Origin of the sequence: Pararoseomonas sp. SCSIO 73927, from assembly GCF_037040815.1 — a bacterium.
Taxonomy (GTDB): domain Bacteria; phylum Pseudomonadota; class Alphaproteobacteria; order Acetobacterales; family Acetobacteraceae; genus Roseomonas.
In genome coordinates, this window is sequence record NZ_CP146232.1 from 3,331,978 (window position 1) to 3,347,500 (window position 15,523).

The 15,523-nt window shown below is 74.6% G+C and carries 14 protein-coding genes and 1 tRNA gene; 9 read left to right on the forward strand and 6 right to left on the reverse strand.

All coding sequences use genetic code 11. From position 1 onward, the window contains the following. Nucleotides 1-23: 23 nt before the first annotated feature. The 3 genes from VQH23_RS15515 to acnA form a co-directional block, all read right to left on the reverse strand. Nucleotides 24-785, reverse strand: a complete 762-nt coding sequence (locus VQH23_RS15515) for a metallophosphoesterase (protein ID WP_338661643.1) — start codon at nt 783-785, stop codon at nt 24-26. Nucleotides 786-795: 10 nt separating this feature from the next. Further along, complete coding sequence (locus tag VQH23_RS15520) at nt 796-1,698, reverse strand: diacylglycerol kinase family protein (protein WP_338661644.1); 903 nt, start codon at nt 1,696-1,698, stop codon at nt 796-798. A 155-nt stretch (nt 1,699-1,853) separates the two neighbouring features. Beyond that, a complete protein-coding gene (acnA, locus tag VQH23_RS15525) occupies nt 1,854-4,559 on the reverse strand; it encodes an aconitate hydratase AcnA (RefSeq protein WP_338661645.1) in 2,706 nt (901 codons plus the stop codon). Nucleotides 4,560-4,653: 94 nt separating this feature from the next. Between acnA and ccmA the strand changes: the two genes are divergently transcribed. Genes ccmA through VQH23_RS15545 form a run of 4 tightly spaced genes read left to right on the forward strand, consistent with a single transcriptional unit; the run spans nt 4,654 to nt 7,604 of the window. After that, nucleotides 4,654-5,253, forward strand: a complete 600-nt coding sequence (gene ccmA / locus VQH23_RS15530) for a heme ABC exporter ATP-binding protein CcmA (RefSeq protein WP_408904216.1) — start codon at nt 4,654-4,656, stop codon at nt 5,251-5,253. Nucleotides 5,254-5,258: 5 nt separating this feature from the next. Then, a complete protein-coding gene (ccmB, locus tag VQH23_RS15535) occupies nt 5,259-5,912 on the forward strand; it encodes a heme exporter protein CcmB (RefSeq protein WP_338661647.1) in 654 nt (217 codons plus the stop codon). A gap of 32 nt (nt 5,913-5,944) precedes the next feature. Next, a complete protein-coding gene (locus tag VQH23_RS15540; protein WP_338661648.1) occupies nt 5,945-6,358 on the forward strand; it encodes a hypothetical protein in 414 nt (137 codons plus the stop codon). Nucleotides 6,359-6,389: 31 nt separating this feature from the next. After that, nucleotides 6,390-7,604, forward strand: a complete 1,215-nt coding sequence (locus tag VQH23_RS15545) for an alginate lyase family protein (RefSeq protein ID WP_338661649.1) — start codon at nt 6,390-6,392, stop codon at nt 7,602-7,604. Here the strand turns inward: VQH23_RS15545 and VQH23_RS15550 are convergent. From VQH23_RS15550 to tsaD, 3 genes are read right to left on the reverse strand one after another with little or no spacing between them, the layout of a single operon-like run. Beyond that, nucleotides 7,549-8,547, reverse strand: a complete 999-nt coding sequence (locus VQH23_RS15550; RefSeq protein ID WP_338661650.1) for an NAD(P)H-dependent glycerol-3-phosphate dehydrogenase — start codon at nt 8,545-8,547, stop codon at nt 7,549-7,551. The two genes, VQH23_RS15545 and VQH23_RS15550, sit on opposite strands and share 56 nt — an antisense overlap. Continuing rightward, on the reverse strand, nt 8,544-9,368 hold the full coding sequence (locus VQH23_RS15555; RefSeq protein WP_338661651.1) for a 23S rRNA (adenine(2030)-N(6))-methyltransferase RlmJ: 825 nt from the start codon (nt 9,366-9,368) through the stop codon (nt 8,544-8,546). Before VQH23_RS15555 ends, VQH23_RS15550 begins: the two co-directional genes overlap by 4 nt. Nucleotides 9,369-9,397: 29 nt before the next feature. Further along, nucleotides 9,398-10,432: a tRNA (adenosine(37)-N6)-threonylcarbamoyltransferase complex transferase subunit TsaD gene (tsaD, locus tag VQH23_RS15560; protein ID WP_338661652.1), complete on the reverse strand. Its 1,035-nt coding sequence runs from the start codon at nt 10,430-10,432 to the stop codon at nt 9,398-9,400. 48 nt (nt 10,433-10,480) lie between these two features. Here tsaD and hemC point away from each other — a divergent pair, with 48 nt between their 5' ends. The 5 genes from hemC to VQH23_RS15585 all read left to right on the forward strand — a co-directional run bounded on the left by hemC (nt 10,481) and on the right by VQH23_RS15585 (nt 15,431). Beyond that, nucleotides 10,481-11,494, forward strand: coding sequence for a hydroxymethylbilane synthase (gene hemC / locus VQH23_RS15565; RefSeq protein WP_408904218.1), 1,014 nt, complete (start codon nt 10,481-10,483; stop codon nt 11,492-11,494). Nucleotides 11,495-11,529: 35 nt separating this feature from the next. Continuing rightward, nucleotides 11,530-12,270 (forward strand): uroporphyrinogen-III synthase, encoded by a 741-nt coding sequence (locus VQH23_RS15570; RefSeq protein WP_338661654.1) that lies wholly within the window; start codon nt 11,530-11,532, stop codon nt 12,268-12,270. Between the two features lie 28 nt (nt 12,271-12,298). Next, complete coding sequence (locus VQH23_RS15575) at nt 12,299-13,951, forward strand: mitofilin family membrane protein (RefSeq protein WP_338661655.1); 1,653 nt, start codon at nt 12,299-12,301, stop codon at nt 13,949-13,951. After that, nucleotides 13,951-15,243 (forward strand): heme biosynthesis HemY N-terminal domain-containing protein, encoded by a 1,293-nt coding sequence (locus VQH23_RS15580; RefSeq protein WP_338661656.1) that lies wholly within the window; start codon nt 13,951-13,953, stop codon nt 15,241-15,243. The genes VQH23_RS15575 and VQH23_RS15580 overlap by 1 nt, the downstream gene beginning before the upstream one ends. 113 nt (nt 15,244-15,356) lie before the next feature. Further along, nucleotides 15,357-15,431: transfer RNA gene (locus tag VQH23_RS15585), tRNA-Thr, on the forward strand. Nucleotides 15,432-15,523 lie beyond the last annotated feature (92 nt).

Sequence of the window (15,523 nt, forward strand, 5' to 3'; positions counted from 1 at the left end):
CCGGCCGCGCGGCAGCAGCCTGGCTAACGCCAGGCCTCGCCGTCCCAGTGGTGCACCGTCCAGCGGGCGCGGCCGTTCTCCACCACCACGCGGTTGTAGGAGTTGGCCTCCCCGCGCAGCCGGGTGGAGATGGCGGATCCGGCCTGGAGCACCGTCAGCCGGTCCCCCTCCTCCGCCGTGATCCTGTGGATGTTGTGGAAGCCCACATGCAGGTGGCCGGAGAGGACGAGGCGCACGCCGCCCTGCGCGAGGTCGCGCAGCGCGCGCTCCCCCCGCTGCACCACGGGCGTGCCCGGCTGGTCCGGCGGGGCCAGGAAGGGATGGTGCGCGACCACGATGCGGAAGGGCCCTTCCGGCAGGCGGCGCAGGCGGCGCAGCAGGCGCAGCAGCCCGGCGCGGGGGACCTTCCCGTTCTCCCACTGCAGGTGCAGCCCGCCGCGGGAGACGGTGTTGAGGCCGATCACCTGGATCTCCTCGTCCTCGAACATCGGCTCCGTGTCCGGAGCGATGAAGCTCTCCCAGCGGCCGAAGGGGGAGAGGAAGCGCTCCCACGGATAGTAGGCGGTGATGTCGTGGTTCCCGGGAACCGCTACCCAGGGCACCTGTAGCCCGTCCAGGAAGGCGCGGGCGGCGCGGTACTCCCGCCGCCGCGCCCGCATCGTGAGGTCGCCCGAGACGGCGACGAGGTGCGCGGGATCGGCGTTGAGGCGCGCCAGCAGGGCGTCCGCCGCCCGCCCGTCCACCCGGCAGAAGTGCAGGTCGGAGATGTGGTCGATGATCCGCATGCCCGCCCGCTCACGCCGCGCGCAGGGAGAGGACGTGGAGGGCGCGCGGGCGCAGCGCGTATTGCAGCGGGGTGCGGAGGACCGACCCCTCCCCGTCGTTCATTACCAGCAGGCGCCGCCGGCGGGAATGGATGGCGAAGGCGGGGCTGGTGAGGATGTGGATATCGCTGCGGCGCTTCCACATGCCGAGCGCCATGGCGATCATCATCTTCGCCGTCCAGCCGATCGAGAAGTTCTTGCTGACGTAGAGGTAGAGCGTGCCGCTATCGAGGCGGGAGCGATGAAACATCAGCCCCGTCCCCTCCTCGTAGCCGTTGTTCACGATGGACATGGCGCGGGTCCAGAGGCGCCAGGGCTTCTGCCACCCCGGGGCGTTCACCATCAGCCGCATCGGGCGCTGCCGCAGCAGGGCGCGCAGCACCGCCAGGGCCGCGCGCAGCACGGCGTAGAGCCCGCCCTTGCGCCGGAAGCGCTGGCGCGTGCGGCCGATGGTGTTGGGGATGCCAATCACGGACTGGCAGAGGAAGACCTGGCCGTTCACCTCGCCCACGTCGATCGGGCGCGTCTCGGCGCGGGCCAGGGCCTCGGCGGCCGCCAGCGGGTCGAGCGGGATGGCGAGGTCGCGGGCGAGAAGATTCAGCGTGCCGAGCGGAAGCACGCCCAGCACGCGGTCCGTGCCGGCCAGCCGGGCCGCCGCGCCGCGGATGGTGCCATCCCCGCCTCCGACGAGCACGATGGGGGCATCGGTGGCGATCGCCACCTCCAGCCGGGCGGCGATGTCGTCGCCGTGCCCGTGGATGACGGTCAGGTCGAAGCCGACCCGGCGCAGGGCGGCCTCGATCAGGGCGGGCAGGTCCGGCCGCCCGGCCAGGGTTCCGGCCCGCTCGTTCATCACCAAGACGGCCCGCCTCATGCGTCGCCGATCATGCGTACCCGAACCCCTCTGCCGGCGGGCGAACGCGGCGCCCGCTGCGGGGTTGCGCCGCCGGGCCGGCAGGGACGCCGCGGGCGCGAAAAGGGCGCGGACCTTTCGGCCCGCGCCCCTTCATGTCCGTTCTGCGCGGCGGATCAGGCGGCGACCTTCACCCCGGCCATGCTGCGGAGCACGTAGTGCAGGATGCCGCCCTGCTTGTAGTACTCGACCTCGTCCGCGGTATCGACGCGGCACTGCACCTGGGTGCGGGTCTCCGTGCCGTCCGGGCGGTGGATGACGATGTCCAGCAGCATCCGCGCCTTCAGGTCCTCGAGGCCGAGGATGTCCACCGTCTCCTCGCCGGTGATGCCGAGGGTCTTGCGGTCCTCGCCCGGCTTGAAGACCAGCGGCAGCACGCCCATCCCGACGAGGTTGGAGCGGTGGATGCGCTCGAAGCTCTCGGCAATCACAGCCTTGGCGCCCAGCAGCATCGTGCCCTTCGCGGCCCAGTCACGGGAGGAACCCGTGCCGTACTCCTTGCCGCCGAAGATCACCGTCGGCACGCCTTCCTCCTTGTAGCGCATGGCCGCCGTGTAGATCGGCAGCACGTCGCCCGAGGGGTAGTGCTTGGTGATGCCGCCCTCGATGCCCGGGACCAGCTCGTTCTTGATGCGGATGTTGGCGAAGGTGCCGCGCATCATGACCTCGTGATTCCCGCGGCGGGCGCCGTAGGAGTTGAAGTCGGCCTGACGAACCTGGTGCTCCAGCAGGTACTCGCCGGCGGGCGAGGCCTTCTTGATGGAGCCGGCCGGGGAGATGTGGTCGGTGGTGATGCTGTCGCCCAGCTCCGCCAGCACGCGCGCGCCGCGCACGGAGGCGACGGGCTTCGGCTCCACGCCCATGCCCTCGAAGTAGGGGGGGTTCTGGACGTAGGTGGAGCCGGAATTCCAGCGGTAGGTGTCCGTGCCGGCATCGACCTTGATCGCCTGCCAGTGCTCGTCGCCCTTGAACACGTCGGCGTAGCGGGACTGGAACATCTCGCGGGTCAGGACGCGGTGGACCGTGTCGTTGATCTCGGCCTGCTCCGGCCAGATGTCCTTCAGGTACACCGGCTGGCCATCCTTGCCCGTGCCCAGCGGCTCGGTCGTGATGTCCTTCGTGATGGTGCCGGCGATGGCGTAGGCGACCACCAGCGGCGGGGAGGCGAGGTAGTTGGCGCGCACGTTCGGGTGCACGCGGCCCTCGAAGTTGCGGTTGCCCGAGAGCACGGAGGCGGCGACCAGCTTGTGATCCTCGATCGCCGCGACGATCGAGTCCTCCAGCGGGCCGGAATTGCCGATGCAGGTGGTGCAGCCATAGCCGACGGTCTGGAAGCCCAGCGCGTCGAGGTCCGCCTGGAGGCCGGAGGCGTTCAGGTAGTCCGTCACCACCTGGGATCCGGGGGCGAGGGAGGTCTTTACCCAGGGCTTCGCCGTCAGCCCCTTCTCACGCGCCTTGCGGGCGACGAGGCCGGCGGCCACCAGCACGTAGGGATTGGAGGTGTTGGTGCAGGAGGTGATGGCGGCGATCACCACGTCGCCGTGGCCGAGATCGTAATTGGCGCCAGCCACCGGCACGCGGGCGCCGAGCGGGGGCGCACCCTCCACCGCCAGGTTCGGCAGCTCCTTGGCGAAGGAGTTGGAGATCTCCGTCAGCACCACCTTGTCCTGCGGGCGCTTCGGGCCGGCCATGGAGGGCAGAACCGTGGAGAGGTCCAGCTCCAGCGTGTCCGTGAAGACCGGGTCGGGCGTGCTGTCGTCGCGCCACATGCCCTGCGCCTTGGAGATCTCGCGCACCAGGTTGATGCGGTGCTCGTCGCGGCCGGAGAGGCGCAGGTAGCCGAGCGTCGCCTCGTCCACGGGGAAGAAGCCGCAGGTCGCGCCGTACTCGGGGGCCATGTTGCCGATGGTCGCGCGGTCGGCGACGGGCAGGTTGGTGAGGCCGGCGCCGTAGAACTCCACGAACTTGCCGACCACGCCCTTCTTGCGGAGCATCTGCGTGACGGTGAGCACGAGGTCGGTCGCCGTCACGCCCTCCTTCAGCTTGCCCACCAGCTTGAAGCCGATCACGTCGGGGATGAGCATGGCGATGGGCTGGCCGAGCATCGCGGCCTCCGCCTCGATGCCGCCCACGCCCCAGCCCAGCACGCCGAGGCCGTTCACCATGGTGGTGTGGCTGTCCGTGCCGTAGCAGCTGTCGGGGTAGGCGTAGACGTCGCCGGCGTCGGTGTCCGTCCACACCACCTGCGCCAGGTACTCGAGGTTCACCTGGTGGCAGATGCCGGTGCCCGGCGGCACGACGCGGAAGTTGTTGAAGGCGCCCTGGCCCCAGCGCAGGAACTCGTAGCGCTCGCCGTTGCGCTCGTACTCCAGGTCCACGTTCTTCGTCAGCGCGTCCGCCGTGCCGGCCACGTCCACCATCACGGAGTGGTCGATGACGAGGTCCACGGGGACCAGTGGGTTCACCTTCTGCGGGTCGCCGCCGAGCTTCAGCATGCCGTCGCGCATGGCGGCGAGATCGACCACGGCGGGGACGCCGGTGAAGTCCTGCATCAGGATGCGCGCGGGGCGGAAGGGCACCTCGTTCGAGGACTGCCCCTTCTCGAGCCAGCCGGAGATCGCCTTCGCGTCCTCGACCTTGTAGGAGCCGCCGTTCTCGAAGCGGAGGATGTGCTCGAGCAGCACCTTCAGGGAATTGGGCAAGCGGGTGAAATCGGCGCCCAGCGCCTTCGCCGCTTCGGGGATGGAGAAGTAGTGGTAGGTCTTCCCGTCCACCGCCAGCGTGCGCTTCGTCTTGAGGGTGTCCTGGCCGTACTTGCTCATGCGTCGCAATTCCCCGCGCGTGCTTGAAATTCAAGGGCGCTTGAAGCATGGCGTGGGGGTTCCGGTCCAGGGGCCGGAACCTTTCGCGGGGGGTATGGCTGGCTTGCTGGCGGCAATGGATCTTGCCGCGCGGCGCGGCGGAAGGGTGGTTTTCGCCGGGCTCTCCTTCTCCGCGGCGCCGGGCGATGCGCTGCTGCTGCTGGGGCCGAACGGGGCGGGCAAGTCCACCCTGCTGCGGGCCCTGGCCGGGCTGCTGCGGCCGGCGGAGGGTCAGGTGACCTGGGAAGGGGAGAACGTGGCCTCGGACCCGGCAGCCCACGGCGCCCGCACCCGCTATCTGGGCCATCAGGACGCGATCAAGCCGGCCGTGACGCCGATGGAGGACCTGCGCTTCTGGTCCCGGCTGCGCGGCGGCGATCCGGAGGCGGCGCTGGCGGCGGTGGGCCTGTCCCCCCTCGCGGCGCTGCCCTGCCGCACCCTCTCGGCCGGGCAGAGGCGGCGCCTGGCCCTGGCGCGGTTGACGCTGGGCGACGCCCCCCTCTGGCTGCTGGACGAGCCGACGCTGGGCCTGGACGCAGCCTCGGTGGAACGGCTGGGCGGGCTGCTGGCGGCGCACCGGGCCCGGGGCGGGATCGTGCTGGCCGCCACCCACCTGCCATTGCCCCTGCCGGGCGCGCGGGAGCTGCGGCTGTGATCCCGATGGCGGGTCACGTCTTCCTCCGGGAGTTGCGCCTGGCCCTGCGCCACCCGGCGGAGGCGCTGGCGGCGGTGCTGTTCTTCGTCATCGTCTGCGCGCTCTTCCCCTTCGGCGTCGGGCCCTCCCCGGAGGCCCTGGCGCGGCTGGCGCCGGGCGCCCTTGTCACCGCCGCGCTGCTGGCGGCGCTGCTGCCGCTGGACCGACTCTTCGCGGGAGAGGCGGAGGACGGCTCGCTGGACCTGCTCCTCACCTCCGGCCTGCCGCCGGCTCTCCTGGCCCTCGCCAAGGCGGCGGCGCACTGGGCCGTCACGGGCCTGCCGCTCCTGCTCGCCGCGCCGGTCGCCTCGGCGCTGCTGGCCCTGCCGGTGGAGGGCTGGGGCGTGGCGGTCCTGGCGCTGGGGCTCGCCTCGGCGGTGCTCTCGCTGCTCGGCACGCTCGGGGCGGCGCTGACTCTCGGCGCGCGGCGCGGCGGCGTGCTTCTTCCCCTGCTGGTGCTGCCCCTGGCCGTGCCCGTGGTCATCTTCGCCGCCGGCGCGATCGAGGCCGGGGCGGGGGGCGGCGAACCCCGCCCCTTTCTGCTCCTGCTGGCCGCTTTCCTGGCCGCCGCCCTGCCGCTCGCGCCCCTCGCCACCGGGGCCGCGCTGCGGGAGGGTTGAATCCCCGCCGGTTTTAGTGCGTTGTCAAAGCCATGGCCTTCAAGGGTAAGCCGCCCGGCTCGGGCTCCGGCGAGATGTCGCGGCGCACGGTCGCGCTGCGTCCCGCGATCGCGCTGCCGCCGAAGCAGCGGGACGAGGCGCGGCGCCTGCGCCGCCTGGGCCATGAGCCCGCGCGAATCGCGGAGGCGATCGGCGCGCCGCTGGAGGAGGTGGAGAAGGCCCTCGTCCAGATGCGGATGCCGCGGCCGGAAACGACCCGGGGCACCCTCAACGTGACGCTGGCCGCCCACGCGCTGATGATGAAGGAGCGCAAGGGGACGGAGCCGCTCTGGCAGACGATGGACCGGCTGCTGGACGAGCTGCTGCGCCACCGGGCCGCCGAGGCGGCACGCCTCAGGCGCCGCCATGGCGAGAACGGGGAACTGCCCCTCTTCCCGGAGACCTGACGCGGCCCTCTCGCGCGGGCAGAATGGGGCCATGCCGCCCCGCCGCCGTGCCGTCCTCGCCGTGCCCGCGCTCCTGGCCCTGCTGCCGGGCGCCGCCCTCTCCCAGGCTGGAACCGGGAACCGGCGCGGCCCGCCCGCCGCCAGCCCGCCGCCGCTCGGCCCCCGGCCGGAGCGGCGCCGTCTGGTCGGCCCCTTCCGGCCGGCGCCCGCCTCCTCCGGCACGAATGCCGCCTGCGAGGCGGTGGGGCGCCCGGTGCGGAACCTGGAGGGCTTCGGCTACTTCCTCGACCCCGCCTTCTCCCGCCCCGATCCCAGCCGTTTCGCGATGGACGAGGCGGCGGCGAAGCCACTGCGGGACTGGCTGGCCGTGGTGCAGCGCGCCCTGGCCGCACACCGGGCGGGGACGGCCGGCGCCGCGGCCTGCGCGATGGAGGCCATGGACAGCTGGGCGCGGAACGACGCCCTGCTCGGCGCCTTCAATCTGCAGGCGGGCTATCACCGGATCCAAGTCCTGGCGGGGGCCTCGCTCTCCTTCCTCGCGTTGCGGGGGGCGCCGGGGCTGGTGCCGGCGCGGGTGGACCGGGTGGCGCGCTGGCTGGCAGCCGTCGCGAACGAGGCGCGGCCCCGCTACGACCGCCGCTCCGAGGCGCTGATCAGCGACACCCGCAACCACCAGGCCGCCTGGGCCGGTCTGGCCGCCGCCGCCTCTGGGGTGGCGGCGGGGGATACGGCGCTGCTGGACTGGGGGCTGGGGAAGATGCGGGCCCAGCTTGCCGGGGTGGATGAGCGCGGCGCCCTGCCGCAGGAGATACGGCGCGCCGGGTTGGCCCTGCACGGCCATCTGCGCGCCCTGGCGGCGGTGGCAGCGCTGGAGCGGCTGGGCGCCGCTAACGGGGCCCGGCTGACGGAGGCGGAGGGCGCCGCCTATCGCCGTCTGCGGGATTTCTGCCTGGTGCACGCGCGGGAGCCGGCGCGGATGCGCGCGCTGGCGGGGGTGGAGCAGTCCGACCCCTGGCTCGGCGACGCCCCGCCGCTCTCCCGCGCCGCGGGGCTGGAGATCGCGGCCGCCGCCATGCCGGACCCGGAGACGGAGGCCGCCCTGGCCCCGTTCCGGCCCCTGTCCGATCCGTGGCTGGGGGGCGAGGTGACGGGGTGGTGGCTCCCCGTCGCGCCGATCGCTGCTCCGCCCGCTACTCAGCCGTCTGGGGGCGGCCCAGAAGGCTCTCCATCGCCCCCCGCACGGTAAGCCGGCCTTCCAGCACCCCGGCTACGGCGGCACAGATCGGCAGGTCCACCCCGGCTGCGGCAGCGCGGGCGAGGAGGGCAGGGGCGGTGGCCGCGCCCTCCGTCACGGAGGTGCGGCCCGCCAGGACATCCTCCGCGCGTTCCCCGCGGCCGAGGGCGAGGCCGAGGGAGAAATTGCGGCTGGCGGCGCCGGAGCAGGTCAGCATCAGGTCCCCCAGCCCCGCGAGTCCCGCCACCGTGTCCGCCCGCCCGCCCAGTGCCACGGCCAGGCGCGCGATCTCGGCCAGCGCCCGGGTGACGAGGGCGGCGCGGGCGTTCTCCCCCAGCCCGGCACCGATCGCGGCGCCGGCGGCGATGGCCGCCACGTTCTTCGCCGCCCCCGCCACCTGCACCCCCAGCGGGTCCGACCCCGCGTAGAGTCGGAAGCCCGGCGTGCCCAGCCGGGCCATGGCGGCGGCGCGCAGCCCGGCATCGGCGCTGGCGACCACGGCGGCGGCGGGCAGCCCGCCCGCCACCTCGTGCGCGAAGTTCGGGCCGGAGAGGACGGCGGCGGGCAGGCCGGGGCGGGCCTCGGCCAGGATCTCGAGCGGAAAGCGCAGGGTCGCCACCTCCACCCCCTTGGCGACGACGACAAGGGGCGGCAGGCGCGGCAGGTCCTCCAGCACGGCGCCGAGGTGCTGGGTGGGCACGGCCAGCACGGCCAGCGCGGCGCCGGACAGCGCCTCCCCCGCATCGGCCGTCACGGCCAGGCCGGGGGGCAGGGGAGTGTCGGGCAGGTGGCGGGCATTGGTCCGCAGGGCCCGCATGGCCAGGGCCCGCGCCGGGTCCCGCGCCCAGAGGGAGACCTCCCCGCCCGCCCGGCACGCCTGGATCGCCAGCGCCGTGCCCCAGGCGCCGGCGCCGATCACGGCGAGCTTCCCGGCCGGCTGCGCATCCCCGCTCATTCCGGCACGATCTCCGTCACGGTCCAGCCCTGCCCGGGCTCGCTGGTCCTGAAAGCCGCGCCCAGGGCGGCGAGGATGGCGCGGGCGGTGTCCGCGAAGCCGAAGGGCGGGTTGAGGACGACGAGGCCGCTGCCGTTCAGCCGGGTGGGGTCCGTCGGCTCCCGCAGCCACAGCTCCAGGGCCAGCACGTCCCGCAGGCCGGATTCCCGCAGCGCATCGTGGAAGGCGCGAACAGGGGCGCGGTGCTTCACCGGGTACCAGGCGGCCTGCACCGCCGGGCGGAAGCGGCGCGCGACGCTCCCCATCCCCGCCACCAGCCGCTCGTACTCGCCCTCCCGCTCAAAGGGCGGGTCCATCAGCACGAGGCCCCGGCGCTCGGGGAAGGGGGTGAGGGCGGCCAGGGCCTCGTAGGCGTCCCGGCGGTGGACGGAGACCTGCGGGTCGCCCCGGTAGGCGGCGCGAAGGGTCTCGGCGTCCTCCGGGTGCAGCTCGCAGAGGGCGAGATGGTCATCCTCCCGCATCATGGCCCGGATCAGGGCCGGGCTGCCGGGATAGGTGCCGCGCGGGAAGGATCGCACCACCTCCAGCCAGGGCAGCAGGGGACCTTCCGCCACGCCTTCCAGCAGCCCGATCCCATCGCGCCACTCCCCGGTGCGGCGGGCCTCCTCGGATTGCAGGTCGTAGAGGCCGATGCCGGCATGGGTGTCCAGCACGCGGAAGGGCGCGGGCTTGCGGGCCAGCGCCGCCACCAGGGCGTGGAGCAGGGCGTGCTTCATGCAGTCCGCGAAGTTCGCGGCGTGGAAGGCGTGCCTGTAGTTCATGCGCGGGGGTTCATCGGTGTTCGTTCATCTCAGGCGGTCAGCTCGTCCAGCGGCCAGCGCGGGCGGGGGGCGTGGTCCCAGGGGTCGGTCAGGCCCGCGCGCAGCCGCTCGATCCCCGCCCAGGCGACCATGACGGCGTTGTCGGTGCAGAGGCGGATGGGCGGGGCGACCAGGGGCAGCCCGGCCGTCTCCGCCACCCGCGCCAGGGCGGTGCGGAGGCCGGTATTGGCCGCGACGCCGCCGGAGACGACGAGGGCCGTCGAGCCGGGCGCCATGGCGAGGGCGTGGCGGGCGCGGTCCGCCACCACCGCGGCGACGGAGGCCTGGAACGCGGCGGCGATGTCCGCCCTGTCGCCCCCCTTGGCCACGGCCTGGGCCACGGCGGTCTTCAGGCCGGAGAAGGAGAAGTCGCAGCCCGCCCGGCCCATCAGGGGGCGGGGCAGGGGGATGCGGGTGGGATCGCCCTCGCCGGCCAGCCGCTCCAGGTGCGGGCCGCCGGGCCAGGGCAGGCCGAGCAGCTTCGCGGCCTTGTCGAAGGCCTCGCCCACCGCGTCGTCCAGGGTGGTGCCCAGCCGGCGGTAGCGGCCCAGCCCCTCCACCGCCACGCACTGGCAGTGGCCTCCGGAGAGAAGGAGCAGGAGGTAGGGGAAGCGCGCCCCCTCCGGCAGCAGGCCGGGGAGGCGCGGCGTCAGGGCATGGGCCTCCAGGTGGTTCACCGCCACGAAGGGCAGGCGGTGGGCCATGGCGAGGCCCTTGCCGTAGCCGGCGCCGACGATCAGCCCGCCGATCAGTCCCGGCCCGGAAGTGGCCGCCACCCCGCCCAGGTCGCCCGGCGCCACGGCGGCGCGGCCCAGCACCTCCGCCACCAGGTCCGGCAGGCGGGCCAGGTGGGCGCGCGCGGCCAGCTCCGGCACCACGCCGCCGTAGCGGGCGTGGTCCTCGGTCTGGCTGAACACCGTCTCGGCCAGGATGGTGCCGTCCGGCGCCAGCACGGCGGCGGCCGTCTCGTCGCAGCTGCTCTCTATTCCCAGGATGGGTCCGGGGACGGGACCGTTGAGGTCCATTCCGTCACATGCCTTCCACGTTTCGCGGCGCGGTTCTAAGACGCCGCCATGTCGTCTGCCCACCCTGCCCAGGCCCCGACGGGTACCTCGCGAGTGCGTCCGCATCCGCAGATGCGGAGCCTGCCGCTGCGCGTCGGCACGCGCGGCTCGCCGTTGGCGGTGTGGCAGACGCGCTGCTTCCTGGACATGGTGCTGCGCTTCTGCCCGGTGCTGCGCAACGCCGGCGCCTTCGAGGAGCACGTCATCCAGACCTCGGGCGACGCCATCCAGGACCGGCGCCTGGCGGATGTGGGCGGCAAGGGCCTCTTCGCCAAGGAGATCCACGAGGCGCTGCTGGACCGGCGGATCGACTTCGCGGTCCACAGCCTGAAGGACCTGGAAACGGAGATGCCCCCGGAGGTGGTGCTGGCCTGCACCCTGAAGCGGGAGGACAGCCGGGACGTGCTGATTCCCGGCCCGGGCATGGCGGCCCTGGACCCGGCGGACCCGATCGGCAGCATCCCCGCCGGCGCCCGGCTGGGGACGGCCAGCCTGCGGCGGCAGGCGCAGATCCTGCACTCCCGCCCGGACCTGGCCGTTGGGATGATCCGCGGCAACGTGCAGACGCGGCTTCGCAAGCTGGCGGAGGGGGAGGCGGACGCCACCCTGCTGGCGCTGGCCGGGCTGCGCCGCATGGACCTCTCTCCGCCGGGCATGGTGATCCTGGACCCCGAGGCGATGGTGCCGGCCGCCGGCCAGGGCATCATCGGCGTGACGGTGCGGGAGGAGGACACGGAGTTGCACGAGCTGCTCGGCGGGATCGAGGACCGGGAGGCGCGCGCCGTCTCCCGCGCGGAGCGGGCGCTGCTCGCCTCGCTCGACGGCTCCTGCCGCACGCCGATCGGCGGCCATGCTCGGCTGCTGCCGGACGGGCGCCTGCACCTGACGGGGCTGGTGGCGCGGCCCGACGGCTCCTTCCTGCTGAAGCGGGGCCTGCACGGCGCGGTGGCGGATGCGGAGGCGATCGGGGCCGAGCTCGGCGACAGCCTGCGCGCCGACAGCCCGGCCGACATCTTCGGCTGATCCGCTTGGCCGAGCCGGGCAGCAATGCCGCCCGGGTGCCCGAAACCCTGGCCTGCCTCATCACCCGGCCGGAGCCCGGCGCCGCCGCGACCGCGGCCAGGGTCGCTGCGCTGGGATGGCGGCCGGTGCTGGCGCCGGCCCTGATCCTGTCCCCCCTGTCCATCGAGCCGGTGCCGGGCGCCCGGGCGGCGCTGTTGCCGAGCGCGGCCGCCATTCCCGCCCTGGCCGCGGCTGTCCCATCCGGACTGCCCGTGCTGGCGGTGGGGGAGGGAACAGCCGCCGCGGCGCGGGCGGCGGGGTTCGCTTCCGTGGAGGCGGCCGGGGGCGATGCCGCCTCGCTCGCCGCCCTCGCCTCGGCGCGGCTGGACCCGCGCGCGGGGCCGCTGCTGCTGGCGGCCGGGCGGGGTTACGGGGAGGAGCTCGCCTCAGACCTCCGCGCGCGCGGATTCGCCGTGATCCTGCGGGAGGCCTACGCGGCGGCCGAGGCGACCGAACTGCCGCCGGAGGTTCGCGATGCTCTCCGGGCCGGGCGGGTAGGGGCTGCCCTGTTCCTCTCCCCGCGCAGCGCCCGCGCCGCGGTCGCCCTGCTGGAGGCGGCCGGGCTCGGCGCCGCAGCAACCGGCATTCGCGCCCTGGCGTTGAGCGCCCGCGTGGCCCAGGTTCTCACGGACCAGGCCCTTACAAAACTTACATGGAAAGGGCTGGACGTGGCGCCGCGACCGGATCAGGACGCCCTGCTGGACCTGCTCGGTCCCGCTCCCTCGCCGGCCTCCTAGCCCGACCAGAAGGATAGACCCTCATCCCATGAGCGACACGCCGAAGCCTCCCCGGGAAGCTCCAATGGGCGGCGCCCGCGCCAAGGTCAGCCCCGCCGGTCCCGGCGTGAAGGGTGGAAAGGCGGGAGGCGCCGCCAATCCTGTCGAACCCGTCCCCTCCGCCGCCGAGCTGGCGGAAGGGAGCGCACCGGTCGCCGGCACCGGCGCGACGCCTGCGGCCGGGCAGGCCGCGGCCGGAACCGCCCCTGGGCCGGTGCCCCCCACGCAGGGCGCGGTGCCCGAACCGTCCGGCACCGATTCCCGGTCCGCGGACGCCGGCACCAGGGAGACGGCGGCGGCCCGAACCGCGCCGGCCGCCGCCCCCGTGACGCCTCCGGCCCCGCCGCCGCCCGCGGCGCTGAACACCCCCGCCCGCCGCTTCGAGCCGGCCATCCTCCCCATCGCCGCCGCCGTCGTCGTGCTCGGCGGCGCGGTGGCCTACCTCGTCTCCAGCCCGCGGGACCGGCAGCCGGCGCCGGCCGCCGTGCAGCAGGCCGATGCGGCCCGCGCCGCCTCCGTCGAGACCCGGATCGCCGCGCTGGAGGCCCGGCCCTCGGCCCAGGGGCTGGCCGAGCGCGCCGCCAACGCCGAGCGCCGCCTGGACGCCGCCGAGGCCGCCGCGCGCGAACTGGCGACGAAGCCCGTGGTGGATCCCGAGGCGCGCAGCGGCGTGGCCGGGCTGAACACCGCGCTGGAGGCCGCCCGCAACGCCGTGACCGAGGCGCGCAACGCTGCCGCCGAGGCGCAGAGGCGGCAGGAGGAGCGCCTGGGCGCGCTGGAGGCACGGATGGCCGAGGAGAGCCGCCGCGCCGAGGCCCGGATCGCGCAGGCGGAGGGGACGCTCGCGAATCGCCTGACCGGCGCGGAGCAGGCCCTGGCCGCGCGGGTGACGGCGGCGGAGCAGGCCTTCGGCCCGCGCCTGGCCGCGCTGGACCAGGCGCTGAACCAGCGCGTGGAAGCGGCCGGGCAGGCGATGACCGGCCGCGTGGACGCGGCGGCCCGGTCCATGGATGAGCGCCTTTCCCGCGCGGAGGCGGCGCTGAACGAGCGCATCGCCGCGCAGGAGGCCGGGCTGGCCGGGCGGGTTCAGGGGTTCGAGCAGCGGTTGGGCCAGGCCGAGGCCGCGGAGCGCCGACTGGGCGCGCTGGCCGCGCGCGGGCAGATCCAGACGGCGCTGGAGGCCGGACGGCCTCTCGGGCAGGCGCTCTCCGGCCTTTCTGGCGAGCCGCCGGTGGCCCTGGCCCGCTACCGGCAGGCGGCCCCGCCGACGGAGTCCGCGCTGCGCCTCTCCTTCGAGGATGCAGCCCGCGCGGCACGGCTGGCGGCCGAGCCGCAGGGCGGGACGGTGACCGAATCGGCGCTGGCCCGGCTCCAGGGGCTGGTGACGGTGCGGCGCGGCGAGCAGGTGGTGGTCGGGGACGCCGTTTCCGGCGAGCTGGAGCAGGCGCGGCGCTCGCTGGACGCCGGGGACCTGCCCGGTGCGGTGGCGCGGCTGGAAAGGCTGCCCCCGCCCTCCCGGAACGCCATGGCGGGCTGGATCGGGCAGGCGCGCGACCTCGTCGAGGCCCGGGCGGCCCTGCGCGACCTTGGCACCCCGGGCGCCTCCGGCACCGGCACCGGCACCGGCGCGGGGAGCAACTGATGCTCCGCGCGATCTGGCTTCTCTTCCTCCTCGCGCTCGGGGTCTGGGCGGCGCTCTTCCTCCGCGAGACCGGCGGGAACGTGGAGATCACCGTCGGCAACACCTTCATCGGCGTGCCCGTCTGGCTCGGGCTGCTGGGGTTGGTGGTGCTGTTCCTGGTGCTGCACGGCCTTCTCTCGGGCTGGAAGTCCCTGCGGGGCTGGCCCGCCCGCCTGCGCGCGCGGCGCGAGGCGCGGCACCGGCGCGACGGCGACGCCGCCGTGACCCGCGCCCTGGTGGCGCTGGCCGCCGGCACGCCGGACCAGGCGCGGCTGGAGATCCGCCGCGCCCGTGGCCTTCTGGGCGACACGCCGCACACCCTGCTGCTGACCGCCGAGGCCGAGCGCATGGCCGGGCGCAACGACGCCGCGAACGAGGCCTTCCGCCTGCTATCCCAGCGGGAGGATGGCAAGTTCCTTGGCTTGCGCGGGCTGCTGCGGGACGCCATGCAGCGCGAGGACTGGCCCGCCGCCCAGCGCCTGGCGCGGGAGGCCGAGGCCGCCCAGCCCGGCGCGGCCTGGGTGAAGGAGGAGCGCGCGGCGCTGGCCCTGCGCACGCGGGACTGGCGGGAGGCGCTGGCGCTCTCGCCCTCCGACCAGCTGACAGGGCACCGGCGCGCGGCGCTGGCGCTGTCGGCCGCCCTGCAGGAGCCTGAGCCGGCGCTGGCCGCCTCCCTGGAGAAGCAGGCGCTCTCGGCTGATCCGGGCTTCGCGCCGGCCGCCCTGGCGGTGGCACGGCGGCAGGCGGGGGAGGGCAGCCCGCGCCGGGCCAAGACCACTCTGCAGGCCGCCTGGAAGGCGGCGCCGCACCCCGACATCGCCGAGGCCTATCTTTCGGACGAGGTCGATGCGCTGGCGCGGGTGAAGGGCGCCGAGACGCTGACCCAGGAGAACCGGGGACATCCGGAGAGCCGCCTCGTCCTCGGCCGCGCGGCCCTGGCCGCCGGGCTGACGGGGCGGGCCAGGGCGGAACTGGAGGCGCTGGTGAACTCCGGCACGGCGGACCGCCGCGCCTTCCTGGCGATGGTGGACATGGACGCGGTGGAGCTGGGCGAAAGCGCGGCCGGGCGCGCCGCCGAGGCGAAGTGGCTGCGCGCCGCCGCGGCCGCGCCACCCGAGCCGCGCTGGCAGTGCCTGAACTGCGGGACGGTGCACGCCCGGTGGGAACCTCTCTGCGAGGCGTGCGGCACGCCCGGCCGGATCGAGTGGACGGGCGGGGTGGCGAGCAAGGGCGGCGCGGTCGCCACCACCTGATACGTGCCTTACCCGCGCGGGGTTTTCGCGCGGGTGAGGTTGCCCCGGGGCGCGGCTGCCGCTAGAAGGCGCGGCACCGCAGCGGGCCGGAGAAGATCGGCGCGCCTGGATGGGCCGGGTTAGCACAGCGGTAGTGCAATCGATTCGTAATCGATAGGTCGCGAGTTCGATTCTCGCACCCGGCACCACCTCTCTCGCTCCGAAGCAGTTGCCGACACTTTCCTGTCGAGCACGAGTGTCCCAGGTCTGTGCGGACTGCTTGGCATGCTCGGGCTTCATG